The sequence below is a fragment of the Sporosarcina aquimarina genome (assembly GCF_019748715.1).
Taxonomy (GTDB): domain Bacteria; phylum Bacillota; class Bacilli; order Bacillales_A; family Planococcaceae; genus Sporosarcina; species Sporosarcina newyorkensis.
The window spans coordinates 1-17,677 of record NZ_JACLBZ010000034.1 but is presented as its reverse complement, the minus strand read 5'-3'; the positions used below and the strand labels follow the sequence as shown (position 1 = coordinate 17,677).

Below are 17,677 nucleotides of genomic sequence, written 5' to 3'. Positions count from 1 at the left end.
AGGGTCGCTTTCCGTGGGACGCAGGTGAGCCTCCTCGTCCGCTTCGGAAAACCTGTGCTCCTAACGCTTCGCCTTTCGCCCTGACCTCAACTTCAATCCAAATTTTTGTATACAAGGCAGTTTGATAGCAGTTTTACATTATTGAATACCAAAAAATACGGATTAAGCACTGGGTTTCTATGTTTCAAAATTGAACATAGCCAAACTTTTTGTATTTGGGGCCAAGTCAACTTTCCTACCGAACAAAATGTAGGATTTGGCCGGAAAGCATCCCGGCCTGGAGGGGAAATCCCTGACCGCACACTAAGTAACCTATGTGTGTTTTTTGTGATCGTTCGTCTTTCATTATGAACAACTTAGTTTTGTCCTAGTCTCCCTTTTTCGCTTATAAAGAAGAAATTGCATGAAAGTCAGGTTGGCCGTCTTTAAACGTTGCAAGATAGTTAAAGCCGATCGATTGTAAGAGTTCAAGTGACTCTTTGAATTCATGAGCGATATCAGTCGTTCGATGAGCATCGGAACCAAGAGTAATGATTTCGCCTCCGCATTGTTTGTAGAGCTTCAATATATCCGTGCTTGGCATATTGTGCGGCAATCCATAGCGCGAGCCTGACGTGTTGAGTTCGATGCCTTTGCCTTCAGGAATGATCGTTTTGAAGATTTGCTCAAGCGCGTCGTGAAAAAGATGCGCTGGTGGCTGATCGGTGTAGCGTTTGATCAAGTCGGCATGCCCTAATACGCTATATCGATTAAAGTTCTGCACGCAATAGAGCAATTCTCGATAATACGTTTCGAATGCATCCTCGACAGTGCGATCTTCAAATAACTCGCGATAATGAAGGGATTTGTTTTCAACGGTATGTAGTGAACAGATGACGAAGTCGAAAGCATGCTCATCCATTAGCCTTTCGTAACGATCCAATAAATGAGGCTGGAGACCGATTTCGACTCCTTTTTTGATCGTTAGCTGTCCATGGAATTGCTGGTTGAGCTGCCGGATTTTTTCAGCGTATGCGTGTTTGTCAAAGTCGAATGTAATTGTGTCGTCTGGATATTCATAATCGACATGGTCAGTGAAGCAAATTTCGCTCAGTCCTTTGGCTATGGATGTCTTGACCATTTCTTCCATTGGGATTTCGCAGTCTGCAGAGAATGCGCTGTGCATATGATAATCAAACATAATCTCATGTCTCCTTTTCTATACTACATAGTGTAACAGAACCATAATGAGACATACAGTTGACAACGTCTTTTATAAGCAGTATAGTAATAATTAACTTTAGCGTAGTAAAGCAGTGAAGTATTGAACGGACGGAAGGCGGTAGAACTATTTTGTATTCTGAAATTCTAGCGAATGAACATGAGAAACATGAAAAGATCATCGGGACGTTGAGCAAACGTTTCACTACATATGGTTACAAGCGGATCAAAACGTCTGCGTTTGAGCGATACGATCTGTATTCGAATGTGCGTACGTCGATCAATCAAAATGAGATGATCAAAGTGATTGATTACACGGGCGAAGTACTAGTATTACGGCCGGATGTAACGATTCCATTAACTCAGCAACTTGTTCAGCTAAACGGCAACTTGCCAGAAGAAATGCGTTTCTATTATGTCCAAGAAGTTTTTAGACAAACCTTTCAGGAAAACGAAAAAATCGGCAAGACTCAGGCAGGCGTGGAGTACTACTGTCCAAGTTCTCCAGAAGCTGACGCTGAAACGATTATGCTGGCCTGCCACGCATTGAGAGACGTAGGCTTCTCGGATGTGAAAATAGAAATTGGTTATGCTGGATTTTTTACTGAATTGATTGCGGATCTGCAACTGACATGCGAGCAGACAGCTAAATTGAAGACATTGATTCAAGCAAAGAATATTGTGGAAATCGGTCCTTTCCTAGAACAATTGTCCATAGATCAAACTGTCAAAGAGGTGCTCGAACAATTGCCGCTGTTATACGGTGCACCGGCTCATGTGTTTGAAAGACTACTAAATCTTCAAGTCAGCGATTCGGTACAACAAGCCATCGAATACTTGCAGGAAACATATAAAATAGTTGAACTATATGGATTAAAAAAACATATCGTCATCGACCTTGGTTTGATCAATCATATGGGCTATTATTCAGGCATTATCTTCCAAGGTTATGTCGAAAACTTCGGTAAACCTGTACTGATGGGTGGTCGATACGATGCATTAAGTGAAGAGTTTGGTATCAAATTACCTGCTGTCGGTTTTGCTTGCGAAATTGATTCTTTAGTAAAAGCCGCGACGCATAAAGAGTTGACCGAGCGTTATAGCATAGATATAACGGTTTTCTATGAAGAAAGCCGGATGAAATACGCCATCGACATAACGAATGAATTGAGAGAGCGGGAATATCGCGTGATATCTAAACCAATGAAGCATCCGCTTCAAATACAAGATAGTCTTTATACAATTCATCTCACGCAACAGCAGAATCAACTGATAGAAGAAGAGACAACAGAATTTGTAGATTTTAAACATTTGCTGGACTTGATTGTACGCAAGAAAGGGGTACCTGAATGGACTATTTAACAGTTGCCATGGCGAAAGGGCGCACGGCGGACAGAGCGATGGATTTCCTTGAAAAGTCAGACGTTCGATTCTCGGATTTCACAGATGAAAGTCGAAAGCTCGTCATTTATGATGATAAGCAAACGATCAAACTCATTTTTGTCAAAGCCGTAGATGTACCGGTATATGTGGAAAATGGAGCGGCCGATGTCGGTATAGTAGGGAAGGATGTCATGATGGAGGATCCGCGTGATGTCTATGAATTACTGGACCTAGGCATTGGCAGATGCAAACTCGCAGTAGCCGGGTTCCCGGGAACACCTGTGGATGAGATGCCGTTTTTAACGGTCGCTTCTAAATATCCAGCAGTGGCAAAAGAATACTTTGATAAAAAAGGAATTCGGACAGAGATGATCAAATTGAACGGCTCCATCGAACTGGCACCGTTGATCGGTATGTCAGACGTCATCGTTGATATTGTCGAGACGGGGACGACTTTGAAAGAAAACGGGCTTGTTGTACTGCAAGAAATTGCTGAAGTCAGTGCGCGTTTAATTGTCAATAAAGCCAGCTATGCAACGAAAACTGCCGACATCCAGCAGTTCATAAAAGATATGAGAGAAGGACTGGAGGTGCGTGCATGAAAACGATTCGCGGAACTGAATTTAAGGAAGAGTTGCTGCAACGAAGTGATTCGAGTCAGCTAGATTTGGAATTCGATCGAAATGTCTTATCGATTATAGAAATAGTCCGTTTGGAAGGCGATAGAGCAGTTCTTGATTTCACCGAGCGCTTTGACGGTGTAAAACTAGATAACTTGATGGTCAGCGAAGAGGAAATCCAGGAAGCAGAACAAGCAGTATCCGAAGAATTTTATCATGCACTGCGGTCAGCAAAGCAACGGATCACAAGCTATCACGAAGCCCAGAAAGAACAATCTTGGTTTTTGAATCCGAATGAAAGCATCGTGCTCGGTCAGAAAGTAACGCCTATTGATAGTGTCGGTATTTACGTACCAGGCGGAAAAGCGGCGTACCCTTCTACTGTACTAATGAATGCATTACCTGCAAAAATCGCCGGTGTCGGGTTAATTTCCATGGTTACACCACCTCAGCGTGATGGGACAATAAATCCTCACGTCTTGGTGGCAGCGAAAGAAGCAGGTGTCGATCGAATCTATAAAGTAGGCGGAGCCCAAGCGATCGCGGCTCTTGCATACGGAACAGAGACGATTGAAAAAGTCGTCAAAATCACTGGACCTGGTAATGCCTATGTAGCACGAGCGAAGAAATGGGTATTTGGTGACGTCGCGATCGATATGATTGCGGGCCCGAGCGAAATTTGCGTCGTGGCGGATGACAATACAAATCCAATCTACGCAGCAGCGGATTTGCTGTCGCAAGCAGAACACGATGAGCGAGCAGCAGCAGTTTGTGTCACAACGAGTGAAGTATTTGCAAGTAAACTTGCAGCAGAAATCGAACGCCAGCTGGCACAACTAGACCGTCAAGAAATTGCGACGCAATCGATTGAGCAATTTGGACGTATCATTCTTGTCGACACATTGCAAGAAGCATTTGAACTTGTCAATCGACTGGCACCAGAACATTTACAGCTGATGATCGATAATCCAATGGAGCATTTGGCTTCGATTCGCAATGCAGGTGCGATTTTCCTTGGTGAACATTCACCGGAAGCCCTCGGAGACTATATGGCAGGACCGAATCACACCTTGCCTACAAGCGGTACAGCGGCATTTTCTTCCCCTCTAGGTGTCTATGATTTTATGAAAAAGTCCAGTGTAATCTATTATTCGGAAAGCGCACTGGCTGAGGTGGCGGATGATATCATTATTCTAGCTGAGTCTGAACAACTGACAGGGCACGCCAACTCGATCAAAGTACGAAAGGCAGGATATTAATGCGCAAACAACAAATTTCACGTAAAACAGGCGAAACATCCATCGAAATGGACTTTTCATTGGACGGCACAGGCAAGATAACGATTCAGACAGGCGTCGGGTTTTTCGACCATATGCTGACTGCCTTCGCGAAGCACGGAAGATTTGATTTAACTGTGATATGTGACGGCGACATCGAAGTCGACCAGCATCACTCAGTAGAAGATGTCGGCATCGTGCTCGGACAAGCTTTCAATAAATGCATCGGTACCAAAGAAGGAATCGAACGTTTTGCAATGGTATCTACACCAATGGACGAAGCCCTATCCACAGCCTCCATCGACATCAGCGGCCGCTCATTCCTCGTCTTTAACGTCGACGGAATGAAAGATAAAGTAGGCAACTTCGACACCGAACTCGTGGAAGAATTCTTCATCGCCTTCACAAGCCATGCTAACGTCACATTACATATCAACTTAGACTATGGAAAAAATACACATCACATCATAGAATCGGTATTCAAAAGCTTCGGCCGCGCCTTGCGCATAGCCAGCACCATCAACCCGGAAATTAAGGGCGTTCCTTCTACTAAGGGAACTTTGTAAGATGAAATTATTCTATACTATTTCGGGCTTAATTTTTCAATAGAATATGAGCGAAGTAAGCAAAGTAGAGATATGCACTAGTTGATCGGAGCGGAAAGCATCCGCCTGCAGCGCAGATCAACGGTGCCAGAAACCTACACTTAATCTATTAGGGGGACTAATTGATGATTTTATTTCCAGCAATCGATATTAGAGGCGGCAAATGCGTACGTCTGATCCAAGGAGACTACGGTCAAGAAATAATCTATAATGACTCGCCAACCAACATGGCAATAGAATGGCAAAGACAAGGAGCCGAATACATTCATGTTGTCGACCTTGACGGCGCCAAAACCGGCGACTCGCTAAACAAAAAAGCAATTGAAGCCATCGCGCGAGCCGTTATAATTCCTGTACAAGTAGGCGGAGGCATCCGCACTATGGACATTGTTGACTCGCACATCGAAAGCGGCGTCTCACGCGTCATCATCGGCACGGCAGCAATTCAAAATCCAGAATTCCTAAAGCAAGCCGTAGAAAAATACGGTGAGAAAATCGCGGTTTCCATCGATGCACGCAACGGTCTAGTCGCAACTGACGGTTGGACTGAAACAAGCAACGTCAAAGCAGTCGATCTGTTGCAAGACCTGGCGAAAATCGGCGTCAAAACAGTCGTCTACACTGACATTATGAAAGACGGCATGTTGCAAGGACCGAATTTCGAGGAACTGCAAGTGATGAACGAAGCATCTTCTATTGATATTATCGCTTCAGGCGGGGTTTCGACGGAGAATGATATTCAGAAACTTGCTGCACAAGACATGTATGGAGCAATTATCGGGAAAGCACTATACGAAGGCAAATTATCTTTAGAAAAATTACTGGGGGACGACAGCTATGTCAGCAACTAAAAAAATCATTCCATGCTTGGATGTAGACAATCGCAAAGTCGTAAAAGGGAAAAAGTTTCTGGACGTTCAGGAAGTAGCGGATCCTCTTACTTTAGCAAAGAAATATGTTGCTGACGGAGCGGATGAACTCGTATTTTATGATATTTCTGCTTCAACGAAAAATCGCGGTATGTTTTTAGATTTAATCGAAGAAATCGCAAAAGAGGTGCCGGTCCCATTCATCGTGGGCGGCGGTATCCGTACATTGGAAGATGTCGACAAAATTTTTGAACTTGGTGGTAATAAAGTTTCCATCAACAGTGCAGCTTTGACGAATCCCCAGTTGATTCAGGAAGTTGCTGATAAATACGGATCGGAACGCGTCATGCTGTCGATGGACATTCGTCAGACAGGCGATAAGGAATGGTCGGTATACGCAAAGGGTGGTATGGAAGAGACAGGAATTGACGCCATCGAATGGGCGAAGAAAATGGAGAGCTTGGGCGCAGGCGAATTGGTCGTTAATAGCATCGATGAAGATGGCGTGAAAGACGGGTACAATCTTGCCTTAAATAATGCGATGGCAGAAGCGGTTAGTATTCCAATTATCGCAAGCGGCGGCGCTGGAAAACCTGAACACTTCAAAGACGTTCTGACAAAAGGCAAAGCCGACGCGGCACTTGCAGCCTCTGTTTTCCATTTTAATGAAATTAATATTCGGGAACTGAAAGAATATTTAGCAGAAGAAAATATTGCAGTGAGGAATGACTAATATGACACTTGACATCAACGCCCTTAAGTTTGACGACAAAGGCTTGCTACCCGCAATCGTGCAAGACGATCGAACAGGGGAAGTCTTAATGCTCGCCTATATGAATAAAGATGCAATTGAGAAGACGTTAGAAACGAATGAAACCTGGTTCTACAGCCGTTCGAGACAAGAACTTTGGAATAAAGGAGCAACTTCCGGCAATCGCCAGCAAGTAAAGCGGATCTCAGTGGATTGTGACCAGGATACATTGCTCATTCAAGTGACACCTCAAGGCCCGGCTTGCCATACAGGTAGGAAAACATGCTTCTTCACGAAGGCAATGGAGCAGGAGGAATCTTTGCGTGAAGTTGTCTATGAAGTGATTGACGAAATCGCTGATCGTAAAGAGTATCCAGTTGAAGGTTCTTATACGACTTATTTATTCAATGAAGGCATTGACAAGGTATTGAAGAAAGTCGGAGAAGAATCGACGGAAGTGGTAATTGGAGCGAAAAATGCAGATAAAGAAGAAGTATCCAATGAAATCGCAGACTTGATCTATCACACGCTCGTCTTGATGAATATTCTAGATGTCGATCTATCAGACGTTCAGCAAGTGCTGCGCAAAAGAAGACCGAAAAAGGAAGTGTTGCGAAATGAGTAGATTTCTGAGCACAGTTGCCAAACGGACTGAGCCTTATGTTCCGGGCGAGCAATTGAATCAGCCAGATATCATCAAACTAAACACCAATGAAAACCCATATCCCCCGAGCCCAAAAGTGCTTGCGGCGATTCAAAAGGCTCTCGACGATAATTCTTTGCAGCGTTATCCTTCACCGACAGCCGATCCACTGCGACATGCAATCGCAGATACATATGGACTGACGAAAGAACAAGTATTTGTCGGAAATGGTTCCGATGAAGTGTTGGCGTTCTCTTTCATGGCTTTTTTCGAACCGGGAAAAACGATTAAGTTTCCGGAAATCAGTTATAGCTTTTATCCGGTCTATTCGAAGATCTTCAATATACCATTTGAAAAAGTACCGTTGAATGAAGATTTTACATTGCCCATGGAAAATTTTTTTCAATCGGACGGGGGAGTAATTTTACCAAATCCGAACGCGCCGACGAGTATCTATGCAGATCTCGATGTGATCGAAGGGATCTTGCAACAGAATCGTGATCAAGTGGTGGTCATAGACGAAGCTTATATAGATTTTGCAGGTCCTTCCGCAATAAAGTTGATTGATCGTTATGACAATTTGCTTGTCATCCAAACGACTTCGAAGTCCCGGGCGCTTGCTGGACTGCGTGTAGGATTTGCGCTTGGACAACCCGAACTGATTGAAGGTCTAACACGGATTAAAGATTCGTTCAATTCCTACACGGTTGACCGACTGGCGATGGCAGGAGCAACTGCAGCATTTCAAGATCATGCATACTTTTCGGAAAGCACGAAGAAAATCATCCGGACAAGAGAACGGTGCGTGCAGTCATTAATTGAAATGGGATTTGACGTGGTGCCGTCTGATGCGAACTTTTTATTTGCAAAGCCGGCGAATCTAGACGCTTTGGTACTGTATGAACAATTGAAAGAACGAGGAATCTTGGTGAGGCACTTTGATCAAGAAGGAATTAACAACTATTTGCGCATCACGATCGGTACGGATGAACAGATGGAAGTGTTAGTGGAAGCGCTGAAGCAACTGATAAAATGAATAAAGTAATAAAAAGCCATTCTGATTTAGAATGGTTTTTATTTATGCATACAACTTTAAATATCATAAAACATTGTCATACCAAGTGTTTGAACTAGTAATAGTCTGCTGCGTCGTGTATATCTATACGATTCAATGTATTTTTTTACGTTTCCTATTGTATTATTATACATTATGTCTTATAATAATAAAAAGAAGCTCGATTGGAGAGATGAAATCATGAAAACTAAAAATATAATTATCATTGGCGCAGCAGGAAGAGACTTCCATAACTTTAATACATACTACCGTAACAAGGCGGAGTACAACGTTGTCGCCTTCACAGCGACACAAATTCCTGATATCGATGGACGTAAGTATCCGGCTGAACTGGCGGGAGAACTTTACCCTGAAGGCATTCCAATTTATTCACAAGATCAATTACCTAAATTAATTGAAGAGCTAAAAGTAGATGAATGTGTATTCTCTTACAGTGATATTAGCTATGAAGCGGTCATGGGACTTGGCGCCATCGTCAATTCAGCAGGTGCGAACTTCACATTGCTTGGATCAAAAGCGACGATGATTAAAAGTAATAAGCCGGTCATTTCGGTCTGTGCCGTGAGAACGGGAACAGGAAAAAGCCAGACTTCACGTAAAATTATCGAGACATTGCTTGAACATGACTTGAAAGTTGTGGCGATTCGTCATCCAATGCCTTACGGTGACTTGGCTGCACAGCGAGTTCAACGTTACGCGACTGTGGAAGACTTCCAAAAACATAATTGTACAATTGAAGAAATGGAAGAATATGAGCCGCATGTTTCTCGTGGCAACATTATCTATGCAGGAGTAGACTACCAGGATATCTTGGATGCTGCTGAAAATGATCCGGATGGCTGTGACGTAATCCTCTGGGATGGTGGCAACAACGACTTTTCATTCTACGAGCCGGATTTAGCGATCACTGTTCTTGACCCGCACCGTCCTGGACACGAACTGAAGTATTACCCAGGAGAAGTGTGCTTGCGTACGACAGATGTCTCAATCATCAATAAAATCGACAGTGCGTCTGAAGAGGCAATCCAGACTGTTGAAAACAATATTAAATTTGCGGCTCCAAACAGCACGATCATTAAAGCCGAATCAAAAATCTCAGTAGACAATCCTGAAATCATCAAAGGCAAGCGCGTTCTGATCGTGGAAGACGGCCCGACATTGACGCACGGTGAAATGAAGTTAGGCGCAGGTGTCATCGCAGCTCAACGTCTAGGGGCAACTGAAATAGTCGACCCACGTCCATTTGCAGTTGGCAGCTTGATCACAACGTTTAATAAATACACACATATCGAGAGTATTTTGCCGGCAATGGGATATGGCGAGCAGCAATTGAAAGACCTCGAAGCTACAATCAATGCAGCGGATTGTGACGCAGTCATTATCGGAACACCGATGGACCTTTCCCGTGTTATCAACATCAACAAGCCTTGCACACGTGTCTATTACGATCTAGAAGAAATTGGCAGACCGAACCTTGAAACGGTGCTGGAAGATTTCATTGAAAAGCATCAATTGACAGCTACAAAAGCATAAGTTGATCTGAACTGTGAACGCATCTGCGCTGAATGAAAATTCGGTGGCTAATGCGTTTTTTTGGTGCGGTCGGCTCTTAGCTTGGCTCGCTTCTACCAGGGATTTGTTCGGTTGTGCTCTAGTTACGTGCGGTTTGATGGTTGATTGGTTCGGTTCGACGACTTTTTCGCTCGGATGCCAGGCTTTTCTGCTATACTGAGAGGTGAATAAGGGGGAACCAATATGTTGAAATCCAAAATTACCGATCTCGTCATCGGTCTCATTATGGTGTACTTTGCCTATGATCGAATATCTGCGGGACAAACGAAAATGGGCATTCTTTTTGTCGTGCTCGCATTCCTGAATCTTGTTGCCTTTTATGTGAAACTTAGAACCGAAAAACAACAGCAAGAATAGACCAAATCGGTTGTTCCTTTTTGTGCAATCCTGTAGTATAATAACAGGATTGCAATTTTTGAAAAGAGGCCAGAAACTAAATGAAAAAATCCATATACGGTTTGACAATCGAACAATTGACAAACTTCTTCATAGAACACGGACAACAAAAGTTCCGCGCGGCGCAAGTGTGGGACTGGCTATATAAAAAACGCGTGCTGTCATTCGATGAAATGAAAAACATCAGTAAAGATACGCGTGACTTATTAAACGAGCACTTTACGATCCAAACGCTTGAACAGAACGTCAAGCAAGTATCTCAAGATGGTACGGTGAAATTCCTCTTTAAAATGACAGATGGTAACTTGATCGAAACTGTCCTGATGAAATTTCCATACGGCTATTCCGTCTGTGTGACGACACAGGTCGGCTGTAATATTGGCTGCAGTTTCTGCGCGAGTGGGTTATTGCGTAAAAACCGAGACCTCGATGCAGGGGAAATTGTTGGACAGATCATGAAAGTTCAAGAACATCTTGATGAAAAAGGGGAAGACGAGCGTGTCAGCCATATCGTCGTCATGGGAATCGGAGAACCGTTCGATAACTATACAAATTTAATGAACTTCCTTCATATCGTCAACGATCAAAAAGGTCTATCGATCGGAGCGCGCCATATTACCGTATCTACGAGTGGCTTGACGGAGAAGATCAAAGAATTCGCCGAAGAGAATATCCAGATCAACTTGGCAGTGTCATTGCACGCACCAAATAATGAATTGCGTTCGAAAATCATGAAAATCAATAAAGCATTTCCAATTGAAAAATTGATGGACGCAATCAATTATTATTTGGAAACAACGAATCGCCGAATCACATTTGAATATATTTTATTACGCGATGTCAATGACCATGTTAAAGAAGCGGAAGAACTCGGAAGGTTACTCGCGGATAAACGTCATCTATCTTATGTTAACTTGATTCCTTACAATCCTGTCGATGAACACGGTCAGTATCAGCGCAGTGAGCCGCAAGCAATCAAGTCGTTTTATGAAGCATTGAAACGTAAAGGCATTAATTGCGGTGTCCGTTGGGAAAATGGAACAGATATTGACGCAGCTTGTGGTCAATTACGCAGTAAGCAAATTAAAACAACAAAAAAACAGCCGGTCGGAGAATAATTCTCCAGCCGGCTTTACTTTTTCTTCAATAATTTGACAAGAAATTGAATGATAACAGAGATCGCCAGTCCGAATGAAGAAATGATGAACAGTGACAGCATCCCGATGGCTTCTGAAAATTCATTGTCCATCATGATGAAGCTCCGGAACATTTCCGCAAACGCTAACACGAGAACGACCATAAACATCTTAAAGGCAATATGTAATTGATAAAAAAGCAACAGCGAACTGACGATGCCTACAATCAGCCCGAATACCGCGAACGTCAAGTAATTGTTGACGATGAGTTCATGACCGAGCACGGTACGAACACCTAAGATGAGCAACACGAATGAAATTAAACCGGTGAAGAAACCGATTTTCCAATAACGAGAATCCAACACGTACACCTGCTTTCCATCAACTAGTATAGCGGAATCGAAGCCGGTCGTCATGTCTTTCGTTACCGGCCGCCGATCATTTAATTCGCTTCAAATCTTTCCGCAGCTCTTCTTTATACGTTTCATTTGAAAAATTGTATTCCTTCAGGATATAACTTTCTGAATCCATCAGATAAAAATTGGTGCCATGCACAACTTGGTTAGAGGAGTCGTGCTTCAGTACGAATGTTTGAAATTCTTCTCGCGCAAATGCTTCGAGTTCAGATTGAGAATAGCCAGTCAGCAGATGCCAGTCGGATTCGTCATCCGTGAAGTTGGAAATATACTTTTTCAAGACGGCTGGTTCATCGACTTCTGAATCAACGGAAAAAGACACGAACTGTACGTCCAGACCTTCCTCTTTCAACATTTTCTGAAGCGATGCCATTTCGCTCGTCAACGTAGGACAAATCGTTGTGCAGGACGTAAAGATAAAATCAGCAATCCATGGCGTACCAGCCAATTGTTCCGTACCGTACGGTTCTCCATTTTGATCGATAAAAGTGAAATCACGGACTTTTTTACCGCGTTCGAGCGGTTCACTGCAACTGGAGAGAAGCAAAACTATCAACAATATGAAGGGGGTGAGTCGTTTCATTTCATACTTCACTCCTTTGCGCTAGCTCCGGCGCGACGGGCAGCTTAATCGTTACTGTCGTATCTGTCGTTTTGTTGGACACTTCAAATGTCCCTTGATGGAGCCGGACAATCTCTTTTACGATCGACAAACCAAGTCCCGATCCGCCAGTTGTTCGATTTCGTGCCTTATCCGTACGGAAAAAACGTTCTCCGATCCTTTCCACGTCTTCATCTCCAATCGTCACTCCATCGTTGGAAACTTCATATTGTACTCCTTTTTCATTTGCCATTAATAAAATGGTAATCTCTTGCTGCGCGTACTTTACTGCATTGTCGATCGTATTGTAAAACACTTGCTGAAGTCGTTTAGGATCTCCTTGCAGAATCAATTCCTCGTCAATGGACGTCTGTAAATGAATTCCTTTTCCCTCCATACGAATCGCAAAAAGTTCGAGTGTATCAAACAACAGTTGGGCAATCGCAATCGGTTCATTCTCTAATGTATAAAAATCCTGCTCCAAATGATTTAGCTCCACCAAGTCATGAATCAACTTCTTTAGCCGCTCCGTTTCTTTCTCAATCGTCGACAAATACTGCTTCACTTCTTCAGGTGAACGATCGATTTTATCTCTCGAAAGTTGTGCATATCCACTAATATAAGTCAGCGGAGTCCGCAGTTCGTGAACAATATTCGAAGTAAACTCCTTTTTTCGCTGATCTTGTTCTGCAAGCGAATGACTCATCGAATTAAAAGCCGTCGCTAATTTGCCGATTTCGTCGTCTCGCCCTGTATTTAATCGATTGGAATAATCACCTTTTGATACTTCTTCCGAATACGCCTGCAATGTTTTTAATGGGTCAAATAAAGAGCGCCACACACGCTGTAAGATCAAAAATAAAATAAAGAAAAAAACCACACCGACAACGATCATGATCGGTAAACTAGCTCGAAAGACGTCCTGAATGGCAGCAAGCGGAACGTAGATATAAATGAACCCGATCAGCCCATCTTCTCCTTTAATAGGGAAAATTCCGCCGAAGATTTCGCGTTTCAGTTCCTCCACATACCCTTCCTTCATTACAGATTGTCCTGTGGCTAATATCTCCTGGTCACTCTCAGTGACAAGAGACTGATAATCGAGTTGATAAGGGAAATAAGAAGTCAGGTCATCCAGCCGATCGACGACAATAATCTCGTATTCGGAGACAATATTGTACCATTGGATTTTTTCGATGATCGAATCGCTCAATTCGCCGTAATGATAATGTGCGGCAGTGCGATTTCCCTGATAAATGATGGACTCCTTGATCCGTTCTTTGTACAGATCCGTGTAAAGATAGTGAATGAAGAAGAAGGAGAATAAAATCGTACAAGCGATGCTTCCTAAAAAAACCAGCATCATCTTTTTGCTGAGGCTTAAGTTCTTCATTTAGAAGCCTCAAGTTTATAGCCGATCCCCCAGACCGTCTCGATCATTTTCCCTGCATCGCCGAGTTTCAGCCGCAATGTTTTAATATGTGTATCGATTGTCCGCTCGCTGCTTTGGTGATCATCCCCCCAAACCAATTCCAGCAATTGTTCGCGTGAATAGGCGCGACCGCTATGCTTTGTCAGCAGCAATAACAGACCGAATTCTTTTAGCGTCAGATTCAGTTGTTTTCCGTTAATATGCGCAGTGTGGGCGTCCTCATTAATCGTTAATGGGCCTGCCTGCAACATTTGTGGATCTGGATTCAGCCGATATGTCCTGCGCAGTACGGCCTCAATCCGTGCAACAAGTTCCCCCGGCATAAACGGCTTGACAATATAATCATCTCCGCCAAGCTTCAATCCTTGGATCTTATCCCATTCCTCACCTTTTGCTGATAAGAAAATCAACGGTACAGTGGACGTACGTTTCACTTCTTCCGCGAACGTAAAGCCATCCATATAAGGCATCATGACATCGACGATACATAAATGAATGTCGTGCTGCTTCAAAGCAGATAACGCCTGTAATCCATCACCCGCTTCGATTACCATATAACCCGCGTCTTCAAGAATCATGCGGATTAAATCACGCATTTGCGGTTCATCATCAATCACTAAAATCGTGTAATTCATTATGGGCCCTCCACTCGTTACTCTATCTATAGATCAATTTTCCGGAAAAGTTGTGAAGTCTGAATGAACTTTCAAGAAGTTGTCGAAACTTCATTCAAATTTCGCAATCGTATTTTATAATCATAACAGCTAAACGAATAGATAGGAGAATGAAAAATGAAACGTTTCGTAATTTTTATGTTGGGTGTTGCCATGCTTGCTGTTGTCGCGGCTTGCGGAAAAGAGGAAGACGTACCGACAGATGCAGCACTGCCTGAACCACTTGAAGTGGAATTGACTGTGCCGGAGCAAGCTGAAGCGAATGAACCAGTCACCGTGTCTGCTCTTGTAATGCAAGGCAATGAAGAAGTGGAAGATGCAACGGAAGTGGAATTTGAAATTTGGGAAGAAGGAAAGAAAGACGACAGTATCCATGTCGAGTCGACGAACGAGAAAAAAGGGATTTATTCGGCAGAAACGACTTTTGAACAGGATGGAATCTATCATGTGCAAGTCCATGTGACAGCCCGCGGAATGCATATCATGCCTGAAAAACAAATCCGAATCGGCGAAGCTCAAGCTGAATCAGAAGCAGAAGCTACTGACCATCATGACCATGAAGCAACAGAAGGATTGGCGATCCACTTTGTGCAGCCAGAAGAATCAAAAACAGGATCTGAAACGGAATTAATGACACATGTACAACTTGAAGGAAAAGCACTGGAAAACACAAATGTCCGCTATGAAATCGCAGATCCGGCCGATGAAATTCAATGGGCAGAAACAGAAGAAACGAAACCAGGCGAATACATAGCCAATTATAAGTTCCCAAAAGCCGGAACGTATAAAGTAACGATCCATATCGAAAATGAAGATCTTCATGAACATGAAGAACATACGGTTGAAGTGAAATAACTTGAGAAAAACGAGGCTGTTACAGAATGTCCGAGCAACTAGGCTTTCTGTGACAGCCTTTGCGCTCTAATAACAGCGGCCGCTCATAAAGAGAATCACTGTTAAATGTTAAACTCGAATTATCCCGAAGAAAGCGTTACAATGACAAGAGTAGTAATAATATAGTTAACTTGGAGGAGTATTCACATGACAAACTATCCTGAAAAAACATGTTCCATCGAAAGACTGGTCACAATTCCTGAAGATGTACAAAAAGTGCTTGAAGGTAAAAAGTGGGCAACTAGACGAAATGGCGTCTACGCGTACCCGGGAGAAATTATGACACTTGAAGGAAAAGAGTATAGCATCGACAAACTTTACGAACAAACTCTTGGAGAACTAACGGATGAAGATGCCAAATCAGAAGGCCACGATACAGTTGAGGACTACAAACAAACCATGCTCTCCATTCACGAAAAAATGCCTTGGCTTCCACAGATGAAAGTATGGGTGCACGAATACAGCCCTGTTCAGAAATGATGTAAACCTATGAGTCTCTATTACGGAGCGGTTGTCTTTGCGCATGTAGTATCGGCTGTCATTGCAGTAGGACCCTTATTTCTACTGTTGCCGCTGATTCGTCGGCTGCGCACTGCCAAAGCAGAAGCGGAAGACATTTATCTGGCGTTCATCCGAGTGATCATCCGACTCGTCATGCATGCAGGCCACGTGTTGGTTGTGACAGGCGCATTGCTCATTCTATTCGGTCCGTGGCCATGGCATAGCTCCTGGGTGATCCTCACGCTAGTTATCATGCTGCTGTCTGCTGTCTTTCTGGCAACTGGTTTTTCATCTGTTCTGAAAAGATTCCATGAATCCGGCATGGATCGACATATGATCCTCAACAAATTACGTCGAACTGCATGGATTTATATTGGATTACTCATGATCATGTTATGGTTAATGGTACAAAAACCATCCATTTGGTAAAATTACATAACGCATAAAGAGATGTGTATAAAGTTGCACATCTTTTTTTGGTGAAGCTACTGTTTGACAGTGAAAAACGCAGCGAATATGATGGGATATATATAAGATGAATTAAAGAAATTGACGGTACCAACCGTTGCTTTCCGTTCCAGGCGGACGCTTTCCGGGGGGCGTGGCTTGAGCCTCCTCGTTCGCTACGCTACCTGCGGGGTCTCAAGGCGCACGCTAATCCCCCAGGAGTCGCCGCCTTCCACTCCAAGCAACTTAGTACTACTAAGTAACAAATCATTTGTTCAACTTATATAGTAGCTTTTTTGAAAGGAACGATTGGAAAACTATGAAAATGAAAATACTTGGACTGTTGACGATATTCGGCATATTGCTGACAGGCTGCAGTCAGAACGAAAGCAATGAAACGCTGAAAATCGGCACAACAGAAGGAATCTATGCACAAGTGGTTGATAAAGCGTTAGTGCCGGCTTTAAAAGAACAGGGCTATAAAGTGGAAGTTGTAAAATACGGCGATTTGATTGAACCAAATACCGAACTTGCGGAAGGCGAAATTGATGCGAACCTGTTTCAGCAAAATATTTATCTAACTCAATTTAATGAAGAATACGATCTCTCCATCGTGTCGCTTTCAGAGGTTCCAAGTGTAGGTCTTGGATTATACTCGAACTCCATCACATCGATTGATGATATTCCAAACGGAGCGTTAATTACAATTCCGAATGATGAACTTGGCACAGCCAGAGCACTTCGTTTCTTGGAGCAACAAGGTTTGCTGGCATTAGATCCAAATGCAAATGCATTCGACGTTAACGAACAGCAAATCGAAAATAATCCCAAAAACCTGCAAATTCAACCAGTCCTCACCTCTCAGCTCATTGCTTCTTTAACGAGTGGAGACTTGGCGGTGATTCCGGATAATTACATTATCGTCAATGAAATGGAATTGGAAGACGCACTTGCTGAAGAAGAACTAAACGAAGAATTGAAATACGTGCTGGCAGTAAAAGAAAAAGATTTGGACAAGGGATTTGCTGAAGCTTTAAAGGAAGCTGTACAGTCGAAGACCTTTAAAAAAGCAATAAAGGATGAATTTCAAGGTTTCGGTGAATGAAGCAATGGTATGGCGTCTCTACAGTGATGTAGGGGCGTTTTTTTATTTGACGAATTGTAATATTAAGTGCAACACATGAA

General features: G+C 43.1%; 20 protein-coding genes. 15 read left to right on the top strand and 5 right to left on the bottom strand.

Annotated elements, in window-relative coordinates:
* Positions 1 to 385: 385 nt before the first annotated feature.
* A complete protein-coding gene (locus H7J92_RS15565) occupies positions 386 to 1,180 on the bottom strand; it encodes a histidinol-phosphatase HisJ family protein (protein ID WP_221837801.1) in 795 nt (264 codons plus the stop codon).
* 152 nt (positions 1,181 to 1,332) lie between these two features.
* Between H7J92_RS15565 and hisZ the strand changes: the two genes are divergently transcribed.
* The 11 genes from hisZ to rlmN all read left to right on the top strand — a co-directional run bounded on the left by hisZ (position 1,333) and on the right by rlmN (position 11,509).
* Positions 1,333 to 2,562, top strand: coding sequence for an ATP phosphoribosyltransferase regulatory subunit (gene hisZ / locus H7J92_RS15560; RefSeq protein WP_221837796.1), 1,230 nt, complete (start codon positions 1,333 to 1,335; stop codon positions 2,560 to 2,562).
* The gene (gene hisG / locus H7J92_RS15555) at positions 2,550 to 3,185 is read left to right on the top strand and encodes an ATP phosphoribosyltransferase (RefSeq protein WP_221837793.1); all 636 of its coding nucleotides are present in this window, start codon (positions 2,550 to 2,552) and stop codon (positions 3,183 to 3,185) included. The genes hisZ and hisG overlap by 13 nt, the downstream gene beginning before the upstream one ends.
* Positions 3,182 to 4,462 carry a histidinol dehydrogenase gene (hisD, locus tag H7J92_RS15550; RefSeq protein WP_221837791.1) on the top strand — a complete coding sequence of 427 codons (1,281 nt, stop codon included), beginning with the start codon at positions 3,182 to 3,184 and terminating at the stop codon, positions 4,460 to 4,462. The genes hisG and hisD overlap by 4 nt, the downstream gene beginning before the upstream one ends.
* Complete coding sequence (gene hisB, locus H7J92_RS15545; RefSeq protein WP_221837790.1) at positions 4,462 to 5,046, top strand: imidazoleglycerol-phosphate dehydratase HisB; 585 nt, start codon at positions 4,462 to 4,464, stop codon at positions 5,044 to 5,046. The genes hisD and hisB overlap by 1 nt, the downstream gene beginning before the upstream one ends.
* A 164-nt stretch (positions 5,047 to 5,210) precedes the next feature.
* Entirely contained in the window at positions 5,211 to 5,936 is a 726-nt protein-coding gene (gene hisA / locus H7J92_RS15540) for a 1-(5-phosphoribosyl)-5-[(5-phosphoribosylamino)methylideneamino]imidazole-4-carboxamide isomerase (RefSeq protein WP_221837788.1), read from the top strand.
* Positions 5,923 to 6,687, top strand: a complete 765-nt coding sequence (gene hisF / locus H7J92_RS15535; RefSeq protein ID WP_078818117.1) for an imidazole glycerol phosphate synthase subunit HisF — start codon at positions 5,923 to 5,925, stop codon at positions 6,685 to 6,687. Before hisA ends, hisF begins: the two co-directional genes overlap by 14 nt.
* Positions 6,680 to 7,330 (top strand): bifunctional phosphoribosyl-AMP cyclohydrolase/phosphoribosyl-ATP diphosphatase HisIE, encoded by a 651-nt coding sequence (hisIE, locus tag H7J92_RS15530; RefSeq protein ID WP_078818116.1) that lies wholly within the window; start codon positions 6,680 to 6,682, stop codon positions 7,328 to 7,330. The genes hisF and hisIE overlap by 8 nt, the downstream gene beginning before the upstream one ends.
* Entirely contained in the window at positions 7,323 to 8,384 is a 1,062-nt protein-coding gene (gene hisC / locus H7J92_RS15525) for a histidinol-phosphate transaminase (protein WP_078818115.1), read from the top strand. The genes hisIE and hisC overlap by 8 nt, the downstream gene beginning before the upstream one ends.
* A 219-nt stretch (positions 8,385 to 8,603) precedes the next feature.
* The gene (locus tag H7J92_RS15520) at positions 8,604 to 9,956 is read left to right on the top strand and encodes a cyclic 2,3-diphosphoglycerate synthase (protein WP_078818114.1); all 1,353 of its coding nucleotides are present in this window, start codon (positions 8,604 to 8,606) and stop codon (positions 9,954 to 9,956) included.
* A 222-nt stretch (positions 9,957 to 10,178) separates the two neighbouring features.
* Positions 10,179 to 10,352: a hypothetical protein gene (locus tag H7J92_RS15515; protein WP_009497822.1), complete on the top strand. Its 174-nt coding sequence runs from the start codon at positions 10,179 to 10,181 to the stop codon at positions 10,350 to 10,352.
* An 80-nt stretch (positions 10,353 to 10,432) separates the two neighbouring features.
* Positions 10,433 to 11,509 (top strand): dual-specificity RNA methyltransferase RlmN, encoded by a 1,077-nt coding sequence (gene rlmN / locus H7J92_RS15510; protein WP_009497821.1) that lies wholly within the window; start codon positions 10,433 to 10,435, stop codon positions 11,507 to 11,509.
* Positions 11,510 to 11,523: 14 nt separating this feature from the next.
* Here the strand turns inward: rlmN and H7J92_RS15505 are convergent, their stop codons facing one another.
* From H7J92_RS15505 to H7J92_RS15490, 4 genes are all read right to left on the bottom strand, one after another.
* Complete coding sequence (locus H7J92_RS15505) at positions 11,524 to 11,889, bottom strand: hypothetical protein (protein ID WP_078818112.1); 366 nt, start codon at positions 11,887 to 11,889, stop codon at positions 11,524 to 11,526.
* Positions 11,890 to 11,965: 76 nt separating this feature from the next.
* Positions 11,966 to 12,526, bottom strand: coding sequence for an SCO family protein (locus H7J92_RS15500; protein ID WP_040759328.1), 561 nt, complete (start codon positions 12,524 to 12,526; stop codon positions 11,966 to 11,968).
* A 1-nt stretch (position 12,527) separates the two neighbouring features.
* The gene (locus H7J92_RS15495) at positions 12,528 to 13,937 is read right to left on the bottom strand and encodes a sensor histidine kinase (RefSeq protein WP_078818110.1); all 1,410 of its coding nucleotides are present in this window, start codon (positions 13,935 to 13,937) and stop codon (positions 12,528 to 12,530) included.
* Positions 13,934 to 14,614 (bottom strand): response regulator transcription factor, encoded by a 681-nt coding sequence (locus H7J92_RS15490; protein ID WP_221837841.1) that lies wholly within the window; start codon positions 14,612 to 14,614, stop codon positions 13,934 to 13,936. Before H7J92_RS15490 ends, H7J92_RS15495 begins: the two co-directional genes overlap by 4 nt.
* Before the next feature lie 153 nt (positions 14,615 to 14,767).
* Between H7J92_RS15490 and H7J92_RS15485 the strand changes: the two genes are divergently transcribed.
* The 4 genes from H7J92_RS15485 to H7J92_RS15470 all read left to right on the top strand — a co-directional run bounded on the left by H7J92_RS15485 (position 14,768) and on the right by H7J92_RS15470 (position 17,597).
* A complete protein-coding gene (locus H7J92_RS15485) occupies positions 14,768 to 15,505 on the top strand; it encodes a FixH family protein (protein ID WP_221837786.1) in 738 nt (245 codons plus the stop codon).
* Positions 15,506 to 15,691: 186 nt separating this feature from the next.
* Positions 15,692 to 16,024, top strand: a complete 333-nt coding sequence (locus H7J92_RS15480) for an ASCH domain-containing protein (RefSeq protein ID WP_078818107.1) — start codon at positions 15,692 to 15,694, stop codon at positions 16,022 to 16,024.
* A gap of 9 nt (positions 16,025 to 16,033) precedes the next feature.
* On the top strand, positions 16,034 to 16,474 hold the full coding sequence (locus H7J92_RS15475) for a hypothetical protein (protein ID WP_078818106.1): 441 nt from the start codon (positions 16,034 to 16,036) through the stop codon (positions 16,472 to 16,474).
* Between the two features lie 337 nt (positions 16,475 to 16,811).
* Positions 16,812 to 17,597 (top strand): MetQ/NlpA family ABC transporter substrate-binding protein, encoded by a 786-nt coding sequence (locus H7J92_RS15470; protein ID WP_221837784.1) that lies wholly within the window; start codon positions 16,812 to 16,814, stop codon positions 17,595 to 17,597.
* Positions 17,598 to 17,677 lie beyond the last annotated feature (80 nt).